Origin of the sequence: Hydrogenophilus thermoluteolus (assembly GCF_003574215.1) — a bacterium.
In the GTDB taxonomy this organism is placed as follows: Bacteria; Pseudomonadota; Gammaproteobacteria; order Burkholderiales; family Rhodocyclaceae; genus Hydrogenophilus; species Hydrogenophilus thermoluteolus.
The window spans coordinates 523,151-544,524 of the sequence record NZ_AP018558.1 but is presented as its reverse complement, the minus strand read 5'-3'; the positions used below and the strand labels follow the sequence as shown (position 1 = coordinate 544,524).

19 protein-coding genes and 1 tRNA gene are annotated in these 21,374 nt (G+C 55.5%); all 20 read right to left on the bottom strand.

The window, feature by feature from the left end:
• Positions 1-159: 159 nt before the first annotated feature.
• Positions 160-1,143 carry an IS5 family transposase gene (locus HPTL_RS02670; RefSeq protein WP_119334595.1) on the bottom strand — a complete coding sequence of 328 codons (984 nt, stop codon included), beginning with the start codon at positions 1,141-1,143 and terminating at the stop codon, positions 160-162.
• 100 nt (positions 1,144-1,243) lie between these two features.
• Entirely contained in the window at positions 1,244-1,465 is a 222-nt protein-coding gene (locus tag HPTL_RS02665) for a YgaP family membrane protein (protein ID WP_119336038.1), read from the bottom strand.
• 90 nt (positions 1,466-1,555) lie between these two features.
• Positions 1,556-4,873, bottom strand: coding sequence for an efflux RND transporter permease subunit (locus tag HPTL_RS02660; protein ID WP_119334594.1), 3,318 nt, complete (start codon positions 4,871-4,873; stop codon positions 1,556-1,558).
• Between the two features lie 10 nt (positions 4,874-4,883).
• Entirely contained in the window at positions 4,884-5,942 is a 1,059-nt protein-coding gene (locus HPTL_RS02655; protein ID WP_170141248.1) for an efflux RND transporter periplasmic adaptor subunit, read from the bottom strand.
• Positions 5,943-6,038: 96 nt separating this feature from the next.
• Positions 6,039-6,115, bottom strand: a tRNA-Pro gene (locus HPTL_RS02650).
• A 250-nt stretch (positions 6,116-6,365) separates the two neighbouring features.
• Positions 6,366-6,545 (bottom strand): hypothetical protein, encoded by a 180-nt coding sequence (locus HPTL_RS02645; RefSeq protein WP_119334592.1) that lies wholly within the window; start codon positions 6,543-6,545, stop codon positions 6,366-6,368.
• Between the two features lie 371 nt (positions 6,546-6,916).
• On the bottom strand, positions 6,917-7,978 hold the full coding sequence (locus tag HPTL_RS02640; RefSeq protein WP_170141247.1) for an alpha-hydroxy acid oxidase: 1,062 nt from the start codon (positions 7,976-7,978) through the stop codon (positions 6,917-6,919).
• Positions 7,975-8,667 (bottom strand): Fe2+-dependent dioxygenase, encoded by a 693-nt coding sequence (locus HPTL_RS02635; RefSeq protein ID WP_119334590.1) that lies wholly within the window; start codon positions 8,665-8,667, stop codon positions 7,975-7,977. Before HPTL_RS02635 ends, HPTL_RS02640 begins: the two co-directional genes overlap by 4 nt.
• A gap of 38 nt (positions 8,668-8,705) precedes the next feature.
• Positions 8,706-10,955: a TonB-dependent receptor gene (locus HPTL_RS02630; RefSeq protein WP_119334589.1), complete on the bottom strand. Its 2,250-nt coding sequence runs from the start codon at positions 10,953-10,955 to the stop codon at positions 8,706-8,708.
• Between the two features lie 68 nt (positions 10,956-11,023).
• Entirely contained in the window at positions 11,024-11,437 is a 414-nt protein-coding gene (locus tag HPTL_RS02625) for an ExbD/TolR family protein (protein ID WP_119334588.1), read from the bottom strand.
• 62 nt (positions 11,438-11,499) lie between these two features.
• Complete coding sequence (locus HPTL_RS02620; RefSeq protein ID WP_119336037.1) at positions 11,500-12,195, bottom strand: MotA/TolQ/ExbB proton channel family protein; 696 nt, start codon at positions 12,193-12,195, stop codon at positions 11,500-11,502.
• A 23-nt stretch (positions 12,196-12,218) separates the two neighbouring features.
• The gene (locus tag HPTL_RS02615; protein ID WP_170141246.1) at positions 12,219-13,040 is read right to left on the bottom strand and encodes an energy transducer TonB; all 822 of its coding nucleotides are present in this window, start codon (positions 13,038-13,040) and stop codon (positions 12,219-12,221) included.
• A gap of 808 nt (positions 13,041-13,848) precedes the next feature.
• Positions 13,849-14,238, bottom strand: coding sequence for a MerR family transcriptional regulator (locus HPTL_RS02600; protein WP_170141245.1), 390 nt, complete (start codon positions 14,236-14,238; stop codon positions 13,849-13,851).
• Positions 14,219-14,551 carry an integration host factor subunit alpha gene (locus HPTL_RS02595; protein WP_119334583.1) on the bottom strand — a complete coding sequence of 111 codons (333 nt, stop codon included), beginning with the start codon at positions 14,549-14,551 and terminating at the stop codon, positions 14,219-14,221. Before HPTL_RS02595 ends, HPTL_RS02600 begins: the two co-directional genes overlap by 20 nt.
• Positions 14,552-14,582: 31 nt before the next feature.
• Positions 14,583-17,054 carry a phenylalanine--tRNA ligase subunit beta gene (gene pheT / locus HPTL_RS02590; RefSeq protein WP_119334582.1) on the bottom strand — a complete coding sequence of 824 codons (2,472 nt, stop codon included), beginning with the start codon at positions 17,052-17,054 and terminating at the stop codon, positions 14,583-14,585.
• A gap of 10 nt (positions 17,055-17,064) precedes the next feature.
• Complete coding sequence (gene pheS / locus HPTL_RS02585; RefSeq protein ID WP_119334581.1) at positions 17,065-18,081, bottom strand: phenylalanine--tRNA ligase subunit alpha; 1,017 nt, start codon at positions 18,079-18,081, stop codon at positions 17,065-17,067.
• A 102-nt stretch (positions 18,082-18,183) separates the two neighbouring features.
• Complete coding sequence (gene rplT / locus HPTL_RS02580) at positions 18,184-18,543, bottom strand: 50S ribosomal protein L20 (protein ID WP_119334580.1); 360 nt, start codon at positions 18,541-18,543, stop codon at positions 18,184-18,186.
• A gap of 12 nt (positions 18,544-18,555) precedes the next feature.
• On the bottom strand, positions 18,556-18,753 hold the full coding sequence (gene rpmI / locus HPTL_RS02575; protein ID WP_119334579.1) for a 50S ribosomal protein L35: 198 nt from the start codon (positions 18,751-18,753) through the stop codon (positions 18,556-18,558).
• Between the two features lie 108 nt (positions 18,754-18,861).
• A complete protein-coding gene (gene infC, locus HPTL_RS02570) occupies positions 18,862-19,389 on the bottom strand; it encodes a translation initiation factor IF-3 (RefSeq protein ID WP_119334578.1) in 528 nt (175 codons plus the stop codon).
• A gap of 24 nt (positions 19,390-19,413) precedes the next feature.
• Positions 19,414-21,333 (bottom strand): threonine--tRNA ligase, encoded by a 1,920-nt coding sequence (gene thrS / locus HPTL_RS02565; RefSeq protein WP_119336036.1) that lies wholly within the window; start codon positions 21,331-21,333, stop codon positions 19,414-19,416.
• Between the last annotated feature and the right edge of the window lie 41 nt (positions 21,334-21,374).

The window sequence follows — 21,374 nt, the reverse complement described above, 5'->3', positions numbered from 1 at the left end:
TAGGGACACGCTGAACAAATCAGCATTTTACTGGAAATGAGCGAGAGTGACCGCATCCCTTCGACATTCACACCTCGGTGGGCAAGAAATGTCTTTTTTGCCGCCATTTTCGGCTGGCTTTCGCCCCGTTTCTCGGCGAATTTCCTCATTTCGCCCCTCTCAGGACGCACCTTGGGCGTTGAGTGCAAACAATTGCCGCTTGGCGATCAGCAGATTCGCCAACCCAAAGAGCGTGTAGAGCTGCGCAGTGTTCTTCGCCAATCCCTTGTAGCGTACCTTCTTCATGCCGAAGAGGTTCTTGACGATGTGAAACGGGTGCTCGACCTTGGCACGCACGCTTGCCTTGAGTTGCTCGATCTTGTCGATCAATCTGCCCATCGCCGTCTTCGGCAGCGCCTTGCGTTTGCCCGGACGCATCGCGACTTCCCATCGAACCTTGCCGTTGCGGTTCTCTTGCCGCTTCTCGACGCCCTGGTAGCCCGCATCGCCAAAGGCCACTTTCTCTTCTCCATGCAGCAGGGCATGGGCTTGGGTGACATCATTGGTGTTGGCCGGGGTGGTCACCAGCGTGTGGGTGATGCCGGTTTCGGCATCGACGCCAATGTGGGCTTTCATGCCAAAGTACCACTGATTGCCCTTCTTGGTTTGATGCATTTCCGGATCGCGCTTGCCGCTTCGGTTCTTGGTCGAGGACGGTGCGGCGATGATCGTGGCATCAACGACCGTGCCTTCCTTGAGGATCAAACCCTTCTGCGCCAGCACGGTATTGATGGCAGCAAAGATGCGCTCGGTCAGATGGTGCTTTTCCAGCAGGCGGCGAAACTTGAGCAGGGTGGTGGCATCGGGCGCAGACTCCCGCGACAGGTCGATGCCAACGAAGCGCCGGATGGCCTGGCTGTCGTAGATGGCGTCTTCGATCCCTTCATCGGACAATCCGAAGCACTGGTGGGCAATATACATGCGCAGCATGCGTTCCACGCCAATCGGCGGCCGGCCTCGTCCGGTTCCCTTCGGGTAGAACGGTTCGATCTCAGCCACCAGCGCCGACCAAGGCGTTACCGCATCGATTTCGGCAAGAAACCGGTCGCGCCGCGTCACTTTCTTCTTGCTCGCATATTCAAGTTCGGAAAAGCTCGCTTGCATCGTCAAGTGCCTATCAAATGTCAGTACTTCAATTGTCGCATGTCAGGGATGAGTTCGGCCCATCGATCTGCGAATAAATCAGTGTGTCCCAAGAAGTCTCTTAGCGGCAGCCTCCTGCGCTTTCGGGCACTCCGAGTTTGCGCAGGATGTTCTCCAGCGGGCAGAGCCCAGTGAACGCACTCTGGAAGAGGTTCGCACCCACGAACGCTGTGAACCACAAAAAGTTTTTGCTGACGAAAAGGGGCGAACCTTCCACGCCGAGCGCCAACGACAACAGCACGAAAAACCCGGCAAATGCGCGAACCCACTGATTGATGGTCATTTGCTTCATTGCAGCCTCCTTGTTTTTGAACCAACCTTTGTCCCAACGACCAACGCCATTTTGTTACCGGTTACGCTACGCAATCACGGATCATTCCGCAACAGCGGCAAGTTCAGCGACTCGTTTGCGTTTCGCCGCGTAAAACAGCATCGGAATCACCACCAGCGTCAACAAAGTTGAGACGAAGACGCCAAAGATCAAACTGATCGCCAACCCCTGGAAGATCGGATCGTCGAGGATGAAGAACGCCCCGATCATCGCGGCGAGCGCGGTAAGTGCGATCGGTTTCGCGCGCACCGCGGCGGAACGGATGATCGCCTCTTCGAACGCCATTCCCTGGCGAACCTGCTGGATCACGAAATCGACGAGCAGAATCGAGTTGCGCACAATGATCCCCGCCAGCGCGATCATCCCAATCATCGAGGTAGCGGTAAACTGCGCCCCGAGGAGTGCATGACCGGGCATCACCCCGATGATCGTGAGCGGAATGGGCGCCATGATAATGAGGGGCGTTCCGTAGCTCTTGAAGTGCGCGACCACCAAGAGATAGATCAACACCAACCCGACGGCGTACGCGGCGCCCATATCGCGGAAGGTCTCGTAGGTGACCTGCCACTCACCATCCCACTTCACCGCGTATTCCGCGTACGGATTCTTCGGTTGCTGGATGAACCATTCATTCAGCTTGCCGAAGAGACCGGGGCCGGAGAACGCCAGCCCATCGAGCGCCGCACGCGCGGCAAACATCCCGTAAAGCGGCGAATCGGTGCGACCGGCGACGTCGGCGGTCACATAGACGACAGGCAGCAGGTCTTTGCGGTAGATCACCTGCTCACGCGGCCGCTCGACCAGATCGACCAGCTCGCCGATCGGCACCAACTGCCCTTCGCGCGAACGGACCTTGAGCGCCAGCACCCGCTCGATGCGGTCTTTTTGCGCCGCGTTCATCTGGATGCGCACCGGCACTTCGTACTGGTTGTTGCCCCCAAAGAGCGACGTGGCCGAATCTCCCGAAAGGGCGACCCGAATGGTCGAAACGATCTGCGCTTGCGCCACGCCGTGTTGCGCCGCTTTCGCCTGATTGACCACCAGCACCAGTTCTGGCGCGACCTCTTCGATAGTGTCGTCGACGTCGACCACGTCGGGCGTCGTCTCCAGCACCTGCCGAACTTGCCGCGCCACCGCGATCTGCCCTTCATAGCTCGGCCCGTAGATCTCAGCGACGATCGGCGAAAGTACCGGCGGCCCCGGCGGGACTTCGACCACTTTGGCGGTCGCCCCGTAGCGCGCCGCGATTCTCTGCACGATCGGGCGCGCAGCCATCGCGATCTCGTGGCTCTTGCGGTGGCGATCGCGGCGGTCGACCAGGTTGATCTGCAGGTCGCCCATCTCCGGCATCTGCCGCAGATAGTACTGCCGCACCAACCCGTTGAAATTGATCGGGCTCGCGGTACCCGCGTACGCTTGCCAATCGCGCACCTCGGGGATCGCCGCCGCCAGCGCTTCACCCATCTCTTGCAGCGCGCGGCTGGTCATCTCCGGCGGGGTGCCGAGTGGCATATCGACCACCACCTGGAATTCGCTCTTGTTGTCGAACGGCAGCATCTTGAGGATCACCGCTTGCAGCACCGGTAGCGCCAGCGCCACCGCAATGAGCGCCATCACCGCAAGGCCCCAGGTGAAACGGACCCACGCCCCGTATTTCGGATGCATGATCGGGTTGAAGATGCGACGAAAGAGCCGGTCGAGCGCCGCGGTGATGCGATCGTCCTTCGTTTCGTGCGGGTGGGCGTCACCGGCTGACGCACCGACGTTCCCCAACCCGCCGGGGAGCAATTTGCCCGCGAGCCACGGGGTGACGATGAACGCAACAAGGAGCGAAAGGAACATCCCCATCGACGCATTGATCGGAATCGGGCTCATATAGGGCCCCATCAGGCCGGTGACGAACGCCATCGGCAAGAGGGCCGCGATCACGGTGAAGGTGGCGAGGATCGTCGGCCCACCCACCTCGTCGACCGCATGTGGAATCACGCGCCACAGCGGTTCCCCGGGCTTGAGGTGGTGCCAGCGGTGGATGTTCTCGACGACGACGATCGCGTCATCGACCAGAATCCCGATCGAGAAGATGAGGGCAAAGAGCGAAACGCGGTTCAGGGTGAAACCGTACGCCCAGGAGGCGAAGAGCGTAGCCATGAGGGTGAGGGTCACCGCAACGCCGACAATCACCGCTTCGCGCCATCCTAGCGTTACGAGCACCAGCAGCACCACCGCACCGGTGGCAAAAATCAGTTTACCGATCAACGTATTGGCTTTGTCGGTCGCGGTAGCGCCATAGTCCCGCGTCACCTGCCAGGCGATCCCTTCGGGAATGATCTGGTTTTCCAGAAGCTGCATCCGTTCGACCAGTGCATTGACCACGGTTGCGGCGTTCGCACCCGGTTTTTTCGAGACCCAGATCGTCACCGCAGGCTGCGACGCGCCCGCGGGCATGCCCAACGTCTCCGCCCCGGCTTGCCCGGCGCCAAACCAGACGTAACGGCGTGGCTCGTCTGGACCGAGCGCCACCTCGGCAACATCGCGAAGATAGACCGGTCGCCCTTCGACGACGCCGACGACGATATTGGCGACATCTTCGACCGAATCGAAATACAACCCCGTGCGCACGAGCACTTCGCGGTTGTCCTGCGTGAGCATCCCGGCAGGCAGCGAGACGTTGGTAAGCGACAGTGCCGTTTTGAGCTCATCGACGGTGAGGTTGTAGGCGTTCAACCGCACCGGGTCGAACACCACACGCACCACCTGCCCCGGGCCGCCAATCGTGCGCACGTCACGTGTTCCTTCAACCCGTTTGAGTTCGAGCTCCAGCGCGTGCGCAACCCGCTCCAAGTCGTACCCGGCTCGTTCGGGATCGCGCGTAAAGAGCGTGAATGCCGCGACGGGAACGTCGTCGATCCCTTTCGGCTTGACGATCGGTTCGCCGACACCCAGGTTGGGGCTGAGCCAATCGCGGTTCGACATCACAGTGTCGTAGAGGCGCACGAGCGCGGTCTCGTTCTTCACGCCCACCTGGAACTGCACCGTGATCACCGCAATCCCAGGACGCGAAACGCTATAGACGTGATCGACGCCGGCGATGCGCGACAACACCAGTTCCGCGGGCCGCGCGATGATCGCTTCGACGTCTTTCGCCGACGCGCCGGGCCAGGGCACCAGGACGTTGGCCATCGTCACGTCGATCTGCGGCTCTTCCTCTTTCGGCGTGATGACGATCGCGAAAAGCCCGACCAAGAAAAGGACGAGCGCAAGGAGTGGTGTGATCGCATTGCGCTGAAACGTGGCCGCAGTGCGCCCAGAAATGCCAAGCGGATTGCCCGTGGTTTCACCAGGTAAGATCGGTGCACTCATCCCAAGCTCCTCACGACCGATCACCGCTGTCACGCGCCGTTTCGGCAGCGATCAACCCCGCTTTCACCGGGTCGAGCGCAACACGGTCCCCAGCTGCGAGCCCAGCCAGAACCTGAACGTGCGCCTCATCGACGCGATCCCCCAGGCGAACCTGGCGCAAGCGCCAACCGTTGGCGGTTTCGACATAGACTGCGGTCAATTCGCCACGCCGTAGGATCGCTTGCGTCGGCACGACGAGCCGTTCCCCACCCGCTGCGGAGATCTCCATTCGGGCAAACGTCCCGGGAACCAGCCCATCACCTGCGTCTGGCGGAAGATCGGCACGCACGGTCTGCGTCTGCGTCTTCGGGTCGACCGCGGGCAGCACCGTCACCGCGGTAGCGTTCCAAGCACGCGCTTGCCCGGGGACTTCGACGCGGGCAGCAAGAGGCTGCCCCAACGCGCGAATCCGCTCTTGCGGCACTTGCGCCACGGCGCGCAACGCGCCCGGCTGGTAGAGCAAGAGGAGCGGCTGCCCGGGCTGCGCCATATCGCCCTGGTTCCCGTAGCGCTCCGCGACTATCCCATCGAACGGCGCCTTCACTTGGGTATAGGCGAGCGCCGCTTCGGCGCGCGCCAGCTGTGCTTGCGCCGCGTTGCGTTCCGCTTGGGCCGCATCGAGTGCGGTGCGCGCCGAATCGAGACGCGATTCACTGATGAATTTTTGGGCAAAGAGGTTTTTCGCCCGTTCCCATTCGGCACGCGCCTGCGCCAGGTTCGCTTCGGCCTGCGCCAAGCGCGCACGGGCCGCAGCCACCTCTTGGCGCACCGCCGTGTCGTCGAGCACGAAAAGGAGATCGCCCGCTTTGACTTTCGTGCCCGCGTCGACGCGCACCTCGACGATGCGCCCAGCAACCTCGGGCGCCACCCGCGCCTGCAAGACCGCTTCGATCACCCCTTCGGCAACGATGCGTTCGCGAACCTGTTGCCGTTCGACGACACCGACCGCAAGCGCCGCATCATCCTGCGCCGCCTCTGGCGCGGTTTGCGCCCAAGCGCCCGCTGCCAAAAAACCGACCACACCCAGCATCACAACGTTTCTGAGTATTATCATTTTCTAATACTCCGCCGCCAAAAAAAGTCCCGCTTGGGACACTGATCGATTCTCTCTACCACTGAGAGAAGATGGTCGGGGCGGCGGGATTTGAACTCGCGACCCCCTGCACCCCATGCAGGTGCGCTACCAGGCTGCGCTACGCCCCGACACCTTGCGAATTATAGCATAGCACGCTGGTCACACAATAGTTTTGTATTCGTTCAGTCAGGGCTATCGCATTTGCACCCTCGGACTAAGACTTAGAAGGGAAGCGTAGCAATCGGAGTCACATTCAGCGGTTTTTGTCTAGAACACCAGCTGAGCATGGGATACTGGGTCTCTTGACGGAGAAGCAAGCGCACAAACGGGTTTCAAGCACGCTGAGCGCCTTGAGCGCGCGCTGCCGCCATAGCCAAGCTACACGACCTCGCGATAGAGCACGCTGGCAAAAATGCCAGGGAGTTGCGCCATGCGCCGCTTGACATAGTCGGCATAGGGGTTGATCAACGTCGCTCTTGCCCGACGTTGCACCGCTTCGCTTTGCCGCTCATCCCGACGCAGGATAGCGCACACGGTATTGCGGGAGTGCCACGTCATGCGGGCAATCGCACGAATGCAGTGCCCTTGTAGAGGCAGGGTAACGAAGGTGGGTCAATTTCGATGGCCAAGGTGGGTCATTTTTACATGGCCGTCGACAGTTCGGTGGCCCAACGCGCCGCAGCGCACGACGCACGGTTCGCTGCAAGCATCACACCTCTTCAACAATCTCATGGAGATAACACCCCTTTTGTCGCGTTTCGCGTATCATGAGGAAGACCGCTCGGTTGAGTATGACGCACTCCTTGCGTCTTGACACAACACAAGGATGCCCCAGCTTCGTAGGGAGTACGTCTCAAACCGGTATTTTTCTGTCATTTACAAGCTAAGCTGACACAAATCAATTTCATTATCCTCGCAATCTAATCAAGTCAAATTAAATGCTCTTTGGGCCACCTAATATCGATATTTAGTTTGAAATCAGAAATAGTGGAAAAACCGCAGACAGCCATAATAGCAGAAAGCTCATCTCGCCAGCGGGAAAAGAGATGGGCAACACCTTGGGCACCGCCTTCAGCAAGCGCTGCAACAACAGGCCGTCCAATCAAAACCGCATCTGCACCCAACGCCAGTGCAACCGCAACATCGTGAGCACTGCGAATACCGCTATCCACCAAAACTTTCACACGATTAGCCACAGATGCGACAATCTCTTTCAGTACATATGCAGTTGGAATCACTCGATCGATGACACGTCCACCATGATTCGACACAATAATTGCATCACACAATGATTCATCGCAGAGACGAGAGGCATCTTCAGGATTGAGAACCCCTTTTATGACAATGGGCAGCGAACATTTTTCACGCAACCACTTGAGATCATTCCATGAAAATGCCTGTTTCAGAACATCAGTAAGAGACCCCCGAGGCGGAACACCGGAAAGATTAGGCTGCGGGCAGTTTGCCGGAACGGAAAAACCAGCATCAATAGCCGCTTTAGGTGTCCACTTGACCGGCGCATCGACAGTAACGACCAGAGCCTCATAGCCAGCTCGCTGAACTCGCGAGATCAAAGACAGCCACTCTGCGTGAGATCCATAAGGGTAAAACTGAAACCAAAGAGGGCCTCTAAGTTCTTCGCGTAAAAAATGACTAGAAATAAGTTCTAGCGGAGTGGTTGCATGACAAGAGAGTATAAAACCGAATTGCTGTGCAGCAGAAGCCAATGCAACCCCAAGGTCACCATGTTCATGGACCATGCCAAGATATGCCATTGGAGCAACCAAAAAAGGGGATGGCCACTTTTTTTCAAAAAAATCGATCTCCAGTGAGACCGATCTTGGCGATGACATCACTCGAGGTACAATCTGAAACCTTTTCCATGACAGCTCATTTTCTCTCAAAGTAACAGAATCGTCCGCACCAGAAAAAAAATATTCATAAATTCCTGATGAAAGAATATCTTTCAAATTTTGATACGTTGTGCTCATAGAGTATCTCCCCATAGGCGGAGAAGATTATGATAAATTCCTGTGAGTGCAACCGTTTGCTCGCACTCACCAATAGCACTTCTGAGACTCAAAATATTCTTATCCAGCTCAAACAAGATCTTGCGCTGCTCAACATTTCTTACCATGCTTTCAATCCAAAAAAAGCTTGCCAACCTCACCCCTCTAACAACAGGTGAAACAGAATGAAGAGATCCACCTGGGTAAAGAATGGCATCGCCAGCCGGTAGCTTTAATCGATTTATACCAGAAACGTCATGAACAATAAGTTCACCGCCATCATACTCGTCAGGATCAGACAAAAACAAAGTACACGAAATATCTCCCCTAACCCAAAAACTATCATCATGGGAATACAAGATTGCCCCATCGATATGTGGGCCATATGTGGGTGCCTCAGGGCGATATCTATTGAACATTGGATTGAAGATTTTTTTAGGCAAAGCAGCTGCAAAAAAAATTGGATTTCTCTTTAACGCATCAAGAACTATTTTCCGCAAACGTTTTGCCTGTTCGCTCCCAGACTGAAGTTGTTCATTGTTCTTCACCAATTGAGCCTGGGTGCCAGCAGTTTTTTTGCCTTCGATCCAGGGCGTGCCGGGCGACTCGAGGATAGTGCGCATCGACTGGAGTTCGTCCTTGCTAATCACTTCTTTCAGGTGAATAATCATCTGGCACTCCTCATTACGCCCGACACAACATCTACGGATCAGAAAACGGAATTGATGCTCAAATATACCCTACGCGGCTCCCCAGGGCTGTAAAATCCACGGTATAGGGCATCGGCGTAGAGCTCATCAGTCAAGTTCGTCACTGTCAACTTGAGCGCCGTATTCGGATGAAGTTGATATTCAACCATCGCATCCCAAGTGGTGAAGGACGAGGCAACCACGCTTCTGTTCCCAACCGGACTTTGTTTGCTTCGGTGGGTCATACCCAGACCGACGCGCCATTTGTTGTCGATGCGATAGGTCGTCCATGCACTGGCACTGTTTCGAGGAGTCAACCCCGGCCGGTCGCCTTCCCTCTGAGCATTGCCGGTGCAAGTGGATTCATTGCATTCATCGATTTCAGCATCTGGAATCCAGGTATGATTGTAGAAAAACTCCCATCGCGGCGTAATCTGGCCTGCAAAGCTTAGCTCGACTCCAGTTGCATGCCGTTTACCAGAGAGCAGCATTTGAGTGGCTGCAGTATCAGGATCGGTATTGCGCTCGTTGTACTTCTCACTCCTAAATAAGGCTAAACCAACAAGCGCTCTCTGATTGAATAGCTCCCACTTTCCGCCAACTTCCAAGTTACGGCTTTTTTCTGGGGGAGTGTTTGCAGCTTTTTCATTGTTGCTACCGGGAGCAAAATTCCCAAGAGAAAACTGATAGGTATCTCCAGAAGTATTATAAGACTCACCATAAGAGACATAATAAGAAGAAGACGTGTTCGGCTCGAAAATTAAGCCAAACCGAGGACTAAAAAGATTATCGGCACGCGACCCACTGTTGGTGGACACATAATCGTAATAATCCGCATTGAATCGATCGAAACGAACGCCCGCTACAACTTTCCATTGTTTAGAGAGCGAAACGATATCTTGTAGATAAACACCAATCGATTGGGACTCGAATTCATTATAGATCCACGTCCGAGTATCAGCACGATAAGCTCCATCGTTTGGATTACCAACGGTGGTTGTCGCCAAAGGATCACTTAAGGCCAACGATCCGCCACTATTATTATTGTTTCTTTTTGCATTTTCATGTGTGATATCGACACCCGCCATTAGATGATGTTTGAACCCACCTAACTCGAATTTGTTGCTATAATCACTTTGCAATTGAAAGATATCACTAATACCTCTTCTCCCCTTGAAGCTATTCCTAGTCAAAACCGTTGCGTCGGTTGGCATATTATCCAAACTTACTGCTTTTCCATCTGGTTGTAACGACGCATTAGCAAAACGGACTACCGATGCCCACAAGTCACGTTCGTATTTACCATATCGTAACGTGGTTTTCAGTTCCTCATCGACTGAAAATTTTACAGTGTGGCCAACGGTGACAACGGTTTGTTCGGTCTGATTGTAATCGCTTCTGAATCCATAAAAATTCTTCGAGTCGAGAACAGGAACAATTTTCCTATTGAGTTCTCCATTGTTGCCCGTGAGCAGCCATGGATGGTTGTAGATTGGACGTTGATCGGTTTTTAGATGGTACAAATCGACCATCAATTCGTGACCGTTACCGAGCAAGTTTCGCCAATTCAAAGCTACACCATTTCTGTTGTCTTTTGAACCCCATTGATCCGCACTTTGGGTCATCAAATTCAAACGTACCGCACCATTTTTTCCAAAATCTTTGTTCAAGTCAGCCTGCAACCGGCCAAAACGTCCATCACCAATCTTAGCCTCCAACTGATAGTAATCAGCAAAAAAGGCTCTTTTACTAACTTGGTTCACAACACCACCAGTCGACCCTTTCCCGAACAGCATCGATGCAGATCCCTTGATCACCTCAACTCGATCCGTTGCAAACGTATCTCTCGTGATCAGAGAGGCCTCCCTCATTCCATCTCGTAAAATATCTCCTGCTTGCCCAAGAGAAAAACCCCTCATCAGAACATCTTCTTCTCCAGTTTCGCCTGCTTGGAATGTAACACCTGACGTAAACTTGAGCACATCTCGAAAATCGTCCAACTCCCGATCGTTAAGAAGCTTTTCGGTCATAACTGTAACATTTTGTGGAATATCACGGATTGCTTGCACCCCTTTTCCTATTCTAGTAGTATCGACCTTAAGAGAATTTTTTGACTCAATCTCTTCAGGAATCGAGTCAGCAATGACATTGACTGTTCCCAATACTGCTTCATTATCGACAATACCTTCCTGAGCAATTGCGTATGTATTTGTTGCAAACAAAATTGACCCTAAAAGAAATTTCGGCGACACTTTCTTCTCAGATTTCATCTCTGGCTCTCCTTTATTTATTAAAAAATTTTTTAACAACAACAAATGAGAAAACATATTTCAAGATATCATTTCACCTCCGGTTCGGTTACCAACCCCACAGATTGAATTCCACTTCTAGAAACTAGCGCCAATAGCTGAACAACCTTTTCGTACGAAACAGATCTATCTCCCAGCACTTGAACTCCAGGAATATCAGACTTACTCGAGATGTCTTCCAAACGGGCTTCCAGCTCTTGAAGGTCGACCACGTCGTTATTCCAAAAATACGTTCCATCACTAGCCACTACAATTTTTACAGGCTCTTCAGTCTTATCAGCATCCATCGTCGCCTTGGGCAATGAAACGGATATAGAATGCCTGATAACAGGTATCGTTACGATGAATACGATCAACAAAACCAGCATAACATCGATAAGCGGAATCATATTAATTTCTGAGTTAAGATCACCCCCGTTTTCATCTATTATCCCGTGCGACATATTTAATCCCCCATTCACTTTTTACCTATTGCTACCTCTATCATCACATGCATTGCGTTATATCACTTTTTCCAACGCATACCGGATAAATAATAGGAATGAATTTCATGCGCAAAGCGGTTTATCATATGGACCGCGATTTTTTGCCCGCGAACTATTGCGTTATACCCCAAAGCCGCTGGTATTGCTACAGCCAAACCTAGAGCGGTCATGATCAAAGCCTCACCAATTGGGCCAGCAACTTGGTCGAGAGATGCCGATCCATTAGTACTTATGTTCATCAATGCGTGATAGATACTCCAAACAGTTCCAAACAACCCAACGAATGGAGCCGTCGATGCCACCGATGCCAATATCCACAAGCCAGATTGCAACTTGAATACTGATCTATCTATTGCTTGGTTTATTGCTCGCCCAATCCATTCACTTGGGTCTAGTTTGTCATGAAGTTGGGTTTTTTTATTATCGGCACTATTATCACCCTGCAAATGATTAGCGGCTATATGTGCATTTCGCGCAATCATTGCAAACGGGTTGTCATTTTCGTTGCCTAGCTTTTCTATTCCTTCAATAACATCTTCAGAGTGCCAAAAAACATCTACACGCCTATTTTGTAATTTTACTCTACCAATTTCTATCAATTTTATTAGAATAACGATCCAGCTTGCAATGGACATCAGCAGCAAGACGATGGCTATGCCTCGAATGATTTCGTCACCTTGCCACCAAAGATGTTCGATTCCAAATTTGCTAACCATACCTTCCAACTTTTTCTCCCCAATCATTTGAGCTCAAACTTAATAGGTATCAGATGCCACATGGCGACAGGAATCCCATTTTTCTTCCCAGGCTTAAACTTCCATTTCTTTACTGCCTCCTCTGCTGCACGATCTAATCGTAAGTAACCACTCGATTTTTCTACCTGAACAATCGATGCGTGCCCATCCTCCTCGATTAACGCCCGAATGATCACAGTCCCCTCTTCACCCAGACGACGTGAGGCTGTTGGATAATCTGGCGGTGGATTATTGAGATAAGCTGCGTAAGCCGACGGTTGCTCCACTATTGGCATTGCATTTTCTGCCTGTTCTACCATGAACTCTTTTTTAATTTCGTTGACTTCGCTACCATTTACTTTACTTTCGAAATTAGATTCGTTTTGACTTGAAACATTATCTTCAATTTTTTTATTCATTTTATTCAACACGTTTTTTTTCTCGGTTCTTTTCTTATTCGTCTTTTTTTCGATCTTTCTTTCCTTTTTCTTTACCTGATCTTTACTGGTATTATCTATTTTTACATCTTTTTCATTACTGATTAAGCTATTATCATTTAATTCTGCTACCTCTGCCTTTTTTTCAACATCATTATGTTTGGCAACACTCATCAATGTTACGTTCACAATTTTTGGCGATTTTTCAACATTATTTGCTATCGCCACTGTTGTCTTCGACATCATAAAAAGTATCGCCGCTACATGTACTGCAGTTACTACAATTCCAATAATCCAGTTCATTGTCATTTTTTTATTCCATATTCGATGGCGTTGCCATTTTTTCGCGCTTTCGACCTGCTCATGCAAACGCCGTTGCCTATCTTCCAAACCGTTATCTCCTTTGCACACAAAGTGTTCACTAGCAACCATTCACAATTGAGCCATTCGCTCATTGAAGAACTGCCCACAGGAGAAGTCGCACGTTTCTGCCCAAGGAGCCTCTGCTGCATCGACTGCACTCCAACGCACGATTCAACGGTACGATCCTGCACCTCTGTTCCAACTTCGATCCAGCGATCATCTACTGTTCGGCGCCCCCTGATCCACTGTGCCGCATCATGATGGCGTACTCTTTATTGTTAGTGTCAATATTATAGATAATGAGAATTGTTATCGTCAACACCAAAACGAATGGGGTTATGTCTCCTCTTTTGTTTCCACACAACAACACCGCAAGCAACCGCGCCAACTGCCAAACTTCCCACCAGAATACTGACATCTACCCAAAGCGGATCAGTCTCCTGGGGTATGCGCTTTCATTACGGAATAGCGTCACTTCGCGAAGTATGGCTGCCAATTCAACTACGACTTCATTGCGAAGACGCGGCCACAACGAGTCATGGTCAAAGCTGTTTTGCCGCGCGTACCGGTACCGTTCGTCCGCCTGAGAGAGCGAACTGTTCTTCTCGAGCATCTTCCCCCTTGGCCGACCATGTACGTTCCGATCACTTTGAGCTGTTGGGCAGCAGCGTTTGCATCCACGAGCGGCATCGCTCATCAGTACGATTTACCACCATATCCGTGCTTGTACCAAAAATTACATTGCGAATGAGATCGATTGTATTTTACACACTTTCTGTGACGCAGCATCATTCCCCAGCACGCCGGGAACAGGTGAAGTCGAGTTCACCAAGGATCAAGGTTGTTGAGTCGGGGTTTTTTCCAGCACGGCATTTAGATACCGAACCACCGCCGCAAGCGCATGCTCGACTTCGGCAAGCGCTCCGCACCAGCTCGCCAGTTGCTCACTCACCGCCTCATCCGCCAGTGCGCTGAGCCCGAGCAATTGTCGCACCTCGTCATGCGACCTGCCCTCCCCCAAAAGCAGCCGCCGGATGCGCCGCAACAAGAGGATTTCGCTGCGGCGAAAAAAACGCCGCGTCCGCCCGCGCGGGTGGTCCACTGCAAACTCCCGTTCCCACTGCCGTAAGAGCCGCTCCGGTACGCCGACGAGCTCGGCTGCCTCTTGCCGCGTGAAAAACGGTTTGGCGGGCACTTCCGGCAAATCAGACCACTGCGGGTTCACGTTCCGGGTTTCGTTCGACGAGGTCATGGTGGGCGACTGCCTCTTTGAGTTTGTTGCTGGCGTGAAAGGTTACCACACGCCTCGGTTCGATCGGAACGACCTCTCCCGTTCGCGGGTTACGCCCCGGGCGCTGCGGCTTGTCCCGAACCTCGAAAACGCCAAACCCGGAAAGTTTCACCGTTTCCCCGGCAACCAGCCGTTCGGTGATCGTCTCGAAAAAACACTCGACCAATTGTTTGGCCTCGGCACGGGGAATCCCCACCTGCTCGACCAGTACCTCGGTCAGTTCTGCTTTCGTCAATTCTGCTGCCATCGTATCCTCTGTCGCTCCAACGCATTCGCGATCACTGACGCAGGGTTGCGGCACATTGGGCGGCAAGCGCGTCGACGATCTGCACCACCGCTTCGTCGATCTCGGCGTCGGTAAGTGTTCGCTCCGGATGCTGCCAGCGGAATCGCAACGCCACGCTCTTCATCCCTTCCGGCAACCCTTTTCCTTGGTAGACGTCGAACACCCAGACCGATTGCAGCGCTTGCGGCGCAGCGGCACGCGCCACGGCGATCAGTTCGGCGGCAGAGCGCCCTTCGGGCACCAAGAACGCCAGATCGCGTGTCACCATCGGTTGCTTCGAGAGCGGTTGGTATTCGGGTTTGCGGCGCGCGAGCGCCCATTCCAGCTCGATCTCGAAAACCACCGGCGCCGGTTTCAGCTCCCAGTGGCGTGCCCATTTCGGGTGGAGCTCTCCGATCACCCCGATCTGGGTTCGCTCCTTGCCCTGAACCAACCAAACCGACGCCGAACGCCCCGGATGGAGCGCCGGGTGTTCGACCCGTTCGAACGCGAGCGTTTCCGGTGTGAAGAGCGCTTCGAGATCCCCTTTGAGATCGAAGAAGTCGACCGCACGGTGCCCCGCCTCCGTCCACCCCGGCTCCGCGGTTCCCCAAGCGATCGCCGCCAATTTCAGCGGCTGGTGATGGGCGAGCGCGGCATCGAGCGCGTCTTGGGTCACCGCAGTAATCGGCTCTGCCGAAAGAAAGCAGCGTCCGATTTCGAAGAGCCGCACGCTTTCGACTTGCCGTTTGCGGTTTGCCGCAACCGCCTCCACCAACCCGGGAATGAGGGAAGAGCGCATCACCGCAAGCGGCGCAGCGATGGGGTTCGCCAACGCGATCGGCTGTGCGTTGCCCAGCACCTCGGTCTCCCAACGCTTCTCGACGAACGCGTAGGTGATCGCTTCACTGTAGCCACGCGTGCACAAGAAATGGCGGACCGCATGGCGCGCACGGCGGGTTTCGGGCGATTGCCCCATCACTGCGGAGATCTCCGGCATTTGCGCTGGGATCGCGTCATAGCCGATCAACCGCGCCACCTCTTCGGCCAAATCTTCCGGAATCGCCAGATCGAAGCGCCAGCTTGGTGGCACCGCGGTGATCGTCTCACCGACCACCTGAGTGGCCACCCCTTCGCGTTCGAGCCACCGCGCGGCATCGTCTGCGTTCACGGGAACCCCCAAGTGGGCGGCAAGCCGCGACGCGGTGACGGTGATCGCCGACCGCACCGGTAAATGAGCGGGCGTTTCGGCAACGACCACTTCGCTCGCTTCGCCCCCAGCAATCTCAAGGATCAACGCGGTTGCCCGTTCCAGCGCACGGCGGCACCCTTCTGGATCGACACCGCGTTCGAAGCGGTGCGCCGCGTCCGAATTCAGCCCGTAACGTCGGGCGCGCCCAGCGATTGCGCTGGGAGTGAAATGGGCACTTTCCAGAAAAATCTCGGTCGTCGTCGTGCGCACGCCACTTTCGAGCCCGCCCATCAGACCGGCCAACGCCACCGGGCCTTGGGCGTCGGCGATCACGAGGGTCGCGGCGTCGAGCGTCACCTCGTCACCGGTCAGCACCGTCAGTCGCTCGCCGTCTCGAGCCCAGCGCACGGTGATGTCGCCTGCCAACTGCTGCGCGTCGAACGCGTGCAGTGGCTGGCCCAATTCGAGCATCACGTAGTTGGTGACATCGACCAGAAAATGGATTGGGCGCAAACCCGCAGCGCGCAGACGCCGTTCGATCCATTCGGGCGTTGGCCGCGTGGGGTCGACGCCGCGGATCCAGCGCCCGAGATAACGGGGACACGCTTCTGGCGCGTCGAGACGCACCGCTCGCCCGGCGGTAAAGCCTGCAGACGGCACGAGTGGTGCTTGCGGCGACAAGGGATGGTCGCGCTCGGTTACCGTGCCCGGCGCCCACGGCGGGGTCACAGACGTATTCGTAAGTGCCGCCACTTCGCGCGCAACGCCCAAGACACTGAGGCAATCGGCGCGGTTTGGGGTCATCTTGAGCTCGATTACCGCATCGTCGAGTTGCAGGTAGCGGCGAATATCGGCACCAACCGGCGCGTCGGCAGGGAGTTCCATCAACCCGGCGTGGTCGTCGGAAATGCCCAACTCCCGCGCCGAACAGAGCATCCCGAACGACGCCACCCCGCGCAATTTGGCTTGGCGAATGGTCAAGCCGCCCGGCAGCTGCGCACCGACGAGCGCGCACGGCGCTTTGAGCCCCACGCGAGCGTTCGGTGCGCCGCAAACGATCGCAAGCGGCTCGCCTTGCCCGACATCGACCGTACAGAGACGCAGCTTGTCCGCGTTGGGATGCGGCGCCACTTCGACAATCTCGCCGACGACCACGCCAGTGAAGGGCGGTGCAACCGGCTCGACACTTTCTACTTCGAGCCCTGCCATCGTCAACCGCTCCGCAAGCGTCGCCACGTCGAGCGGCGCGGCGTGCTTCACCCACGATTCCAGCCAACTCACCAGAATTTTCATCGTCGATTCCCTACGCGAACTGCGCCAAGAAGCGCACGTCGTTCTCGAAGAAGAGCCTGAGGTCGTTGATCCCGTACTGCAACATCGCCAACCGGTCGAGACCGAAACCGAACGCAAAACCACGGACCTGTTCGGGATCGAAGCCACCGTTGGCAAGCACCGTAGGATGAACCATGCCGCAGCCAGCGATCTCCAACCACTTCCCTTTGAGCGCGCCGCTCATGAACCGGACGTCGATCTCAGCCGACGGTTCGGTGAATGGGAAGAACGAAGGCCGAAAACGCACTTCGAGCGCGTCGGTTTCGAAAAAGGCGTGCAGAAACGCTTGCACAACCCCTTTGAGGTGGGTAAAGGCGATGGTCGGCCCAACCCAGAGCCCTTCCAACTGATGGAACATCGGCGAATGGGTTGCGTCCGAATCGACGCGATAGACCCGCCCCGGCGCGATGATACGCAACTCCGACGCGGCACCATGCGCCGCAACATGAGCACGCATCGCCCGGATCTGAACGGGACTGGTATGCGTGCGGAGCACCACGTCCGTGCGCCCTTCGAGGTAAAACGTGTCGTGCATCGAGCGCGCGGGGTGATCTTCCGGCGTATTGAGCGCGGTGAAATTGTGCCAGTCGTCTTCGATCTCAGGACCGTCGGCAACCGAAAACCCCAACGACGCGAAGAGAGCCTCGACCCGCTCGAGCGTGCGCCAAACCGGGTGCGGGGCACCGACCGAACGGCGGCGTCCCGGTAGCGTGACGTCGATGGCTTGCGCGGCAAGTGACCGTGCCAACTGTTCTGCTTCCAGACGCGCCCGCGCCGCTTCGAGCAACGCTTCGATCTCGGCTTTGGCCGCGTTGATTGCCGCCCCTTGCGCTTTGCGCTCCTCTGGCGGGAGCTTACCTAAGCCTTTCAACGCATTCGTGATGACGCCGTTTTTCCCTAGAAAACGCGCTTTGGCGTCTTCCAGCGCCGCGACTGTCGTCGCCGCAGCAAATGCGGCTTCTGCCTCCCGAACCCATTCGCTACCCATCTTCGTTCCTCACCAACAAAAAAAGGGAGGCGCGCCTCCCTTTTTCGTTTCGCGCCACCGCAGTCGCTAGCGACTTGCGCGTCCTCCGATGGCGCAACACAATCAAGCAGTCAGGTGCGCGCGCGCTTTTTCCACCAACGCACCAAACGCGGGTTTGTCGAAGACGGCAAGATCGGCCAACACTTTACGGTCGACGTCCACTTGCGCTTTCTTCAAACCGTTGATGAATTCGCTGTAGGTCATGCCGTGTTCGCGCGCAGCCGCGTTGATCCGAGTGATCCAGAGCGCACGGAACTGGCGTTTGCGCTGACGGCGGTCACGGTAGGCGTATTGCAACGCCTTCATCACCGCCTGTTTGGCTACCCGATAGACGTTCTTGCGGCGACCGCGGTACCCTTTCGCGAGCTTCAGAACTTTTTTGTGGCGAGCGCGCGCCGTTACCCCACGTTTTACCCGAGGCATCTTGCTTCTCCCTTATGCGTACGGCAACATCTGTTTGACCAAGCCCATGTCACTGGGATGAACCTCGACCATCCCACGCAACCGCCGCTTGCGGTCCGGACTTTTCTTGGTCAGGATGTGGCGCTTGAACGCTTGGGAACGCTTGATGCTACCGCTACCCCGCACTTTGAAGCGCTTCGCGGCTCCTTTTTTCGTCTTCATTTTGGGCATTGTTTCTGCTCCTTTCCGATGTGGCACCAGGCGCATCGCACCGGATGCTTGAGAGCCCGACGGCCACTTGTTCAACGAATCGCTTGCCCGCGCAAGGGGCAAGACCCGCTATTTTACCTTTTTTTTGATCGGTGCGATCACCATCACCATTTGCCGGCCTTCGAGCTTGGGCATCTGTTCGACGACGCCGATATCCGCCAAATCTTGTTGGATTCGCTCCAACTGGCGTAGCCCAAGCTCTTGGTGGGCCATCTCCCGTCCGCGGAACCGCAAGGTCACCTTGGCTTTGTCCCCGTCGGTCAAAAAACGGCGCAAATTGCGCAATTTGATTTGGTAGTCGTTTTCGTCGGTACCCGGACGGATTTTGATCTCTTTGACCTGGATCTGTTTTTGTTTGGCGCGCGCTTCCTGCGCCTTTTTCTGTTCCTGGTATTTGTATTTTCCGTAATCCATGATTTTGCAGACCGGCGGATTGGCCATTGGCGCGATCTCCACCAGATCCAACCCCGCTTCGTCCGCTGCAGCAAACGCTTCGCGCAACGAAACGATCCCGACCTGCTGCCCATCCGGGCCGATCAATCGTACCTGCGGCGCGTCGATCTCGTCATTGACGCGCACCTTCTTTTCCTGAGCGATGGCTGTCTTCTCCCTATGAAAACCTCAACATTCGGTGCTGCGACTGGCTATCCGTTCCTGGGCGCGCGCTAGGAACGCCGCCACCGGCATCGCTCCGAGGTCGACACCGCCGCGGGCCCGCACCGCAACCTGGCCACTGGCTGCTTCTTGGTCCCCCACTACCAACAGGTAAGGGACCTTTTGCAGACTGTGCTCGCGAATTTTATAGGTAATTTTTTCATTGCGCAAATCGGTTTCGCACCAAAGCCCTGCGGCACGCAGCTGCTTCTGCACGGAGACGGCGTAGTCGGCATGCCGTTCGCTGATCGGCAACACCACCGCTTGCACGGGGGCGAGCCAGAGCGGCAACGCCCCGGCATGGTGTTCGATGAGAATTCCCAGGAAGCGCTCGAGCGAACCAAAGAGCGCCCGGTGCAGCATCACCGGACGGCGACGCGAATTGTCTTCGGCGACGTACTCGATATCGAAGCGCTCCGGCAGGTTCATATCGACCTGCAGGGTTCCGCACTGCCAGTCCCGACCGATCGCGTCGCGCAGGACAAACTCGAGCTTGGGTCCGTAGAACGCCCCTTCTCCTGGGAAGAGCTCGTATTCCAGTCCGAGCCCGGTCACCGCGTCGGCAAGCGCCGCTTCGAGTTGATCCCAGACCGCATCGCTGCCGATCCGGTTTTCCGGGCGTGTCGAGAGCTTGATGCGCACCTGCTCGAATCCGAATTCACGATAAATGTCGAGGATCAACCGCACGACTTCGGCACATTCGGCCGTCATCTGCTCCGGCGTGCAGAAGATATGCGCGTCGTCCTGCGTAAAGTGGCGCACCCGCAATAGGCCGTGCAACGCCCCCGAAGGTTCGTACCGATGCACCTTGCCGAACTCGGCGACGCGAAGCGGCAAATCCCGATAGCTGTGCAACCCATGTTTGTACCAGGTGCACGCACCGGGGCAGTTCATCGGTTTCAATGCAAAGACCCGCTCGTCTTCGGTTTGGGTCACGAACATGTGATCGTGGTAGTTCTGCCAATGGCCAGAACGTTCCCACAGCGTTCGGTCCATCACGTCCGGCGTGTTGATCTCGATATAGCCCGCTTCGAGCTGCCGCTCGCGCATGTAGTTGATGAGCTTTTGGAAGATGCGCCACCCTTTCGGATGCCAGAAGACCGAACCGGGCGCCACGTCCTCGAAATGGAAGAGGTCGAGCTGAACCCCCAAGCGGCGATGATCGCGCTTTTCTGCCTCTTCCAATTGCTTGAGGTACGCGTTGAGCGCCTTTTTGTCGGGCCACGCCGTTCCGTAGATGCGCTGCAACTGTTCGTTGCGTGCATCGCCACGCCAATACGCTCCAGCTACCTTGGTCAATTTGAACGCTTTGAGTTTTCCGGTATCGGGAACGTGCGGCCCGCGGCACAAATCGATGAAATTGCCTTGCCGGTAGAGGGAGATGGTCTCCCCTTCCGGGATCGACGCGATGATTTCCGCCTTGTAGTATTCGCCTTGATCACGGAAAAAGCGAATCGCCTCGTCTCGATCCCACTCTTCGCGCACGACTGGGATCTGTTGCGCCGCGAGCGCCTTCATCCGCTCCTCGATGCGTTCCAGATCCTCGGGCGTAAATGGGCGCGGAAAGGCAAAGTCGTAATAGAACCCGTTCTCGATCACGGGGCCGATGGTCACCTGCGCTTCCGGGTAGAGCTCCTTCACGGCGTGCGCCAATAGGTGCGCGGTCGAATGGCGGATTACCTCCAGCCCTTCCGGGTCGCGCTCGGTGACGATCGCGACGTTGGCATCTTCGGTGATCGGATAGGTCAGATCGACCAAACGGCCATTGACCTTCGCGGCCACCGCGGCTTTTGCCAACCCCGGACCGATCGCCTCTGCGACTTGAAGCGGGGTGACAACCCCTTCGAACGCTTTCACCGAGCCATCCGGCAAAGTCACTGCAACCATCGTACCCCCCAAACAAAAAATGCGGCCCATGGGCCGCATTT

Bases quoted from the DNA above. Each gene is read 5' to 3' on its own strand.
- HPTL_RS02670 (WP_119334595.1), bottom strand. From the start codon at position 1,143: ATGCAAGCGAGCTTTTCCGAACTTGAATATGCGAGCAAGAAGAAAGTG.
- HPTL_RS02665 (WP_119336038.1), bottom strand. From the start codon at position 1,465: ATGACCATCAATCAGTGGGTTCGCGCATTTGCCGGGTTTTTCGTGCTG.
- HPTL_RS02660 (WP_119334594.1), bottom strand. From the start codon at position 4,873: ATGAGTGCACCGATCTTACCTGGTGAAACCACGGGCAATCCGCTTGGC.
- HPTL_RS02655 (WP_170141248.1), bottom strand. From the start codon at position 5,942: ATGCTGGGTGTGGTCGGTTTTTTGGCAGCGGGCGCTTGGGCGCAAACC.
- HPTL_RS02645 (WP_119334592.1), bottom strand. From the start codon at position 6,545: ATGACGTGGCACTCCCGCAATACCGTGTGCGCTATCCTGCGTCGGGAT.
- HPTL_RS02640 (WP_170141247.1), bottom strand. From the start codon at position 7,978: ATGAGCACAACGTATCAAAATTTGAAAGATATTCTTTCATCAGGAATT.
- HPTL_RS02635 (WP_119334590.1), bottom strand. From the start codon at position 8,667: ATGATTATTCACCTGAAAGAAGTGATTAGCAAGGACGAACTCCAGTCG.
- HPTL_RS02630 (WP_119334589.1), bottom strand. From the start codon at position 10,955: ATGAAATCTGAGAAGAAAGTGTCGCCGAAATTTCTTTTAGGGTCAATT.
- HPTL_RS02625 (WP_119334588.1), bottom strand. From the start codon at position 11,437: ATGTCGCACGGGATAATAGATGAAAACGGGGGTGATCTTAACTCAGAA.
- HPTL_RS02620 (WP_119336037.1), bottom strand. From the start codon at position 12,195: ATGGTTAGCAAATTTGGAATCGAACATCTTTGGTGGCAAGGTGACGAA.
- HPTL_RS02595 (WP_119334583.1), bottom strand. From the start codon at position 14,551: ATGGCAGCAGAATTGACGAAAGCAGAACTGACCGAGGTACTGGTCGAG.
- pheT (WP_119334582.1), bottom strand. From the start codon at position 17,054: ATGAAAATTCTGGTGAGTTGGCTGGAATCGTGGGTGAAGCACGCCGCG.
- pheS (WP_119334581.1), bottom strand. From the start codon at position 18,081: ATGGGTAGCGAATGGGTTCGGGAGGCAGAAGCCGCATTTGCTGCGGCG.
- rplT (WP_119334580.1), bottom strand. From the start codon at position 18,543: ATGCCTCGGGTAAAACGTGGGGTAACGGCGCGCGCTCGCCACAAAAAA.
- rpmI (WP_119334579.1), bottom strand. From the start codon at position 18,753: ATGCCCAAAATGAAGACGAAAAAAGGAGCCGCGAAGCGCTTCAAAGTG.
- thrS (WP_119336036.1), bottom strand. From the start codon at position 21,333: ATGGTTGCAGTGACTTTGCCGGATGGCTCGGTGAAAGCGTTCGAAGGG.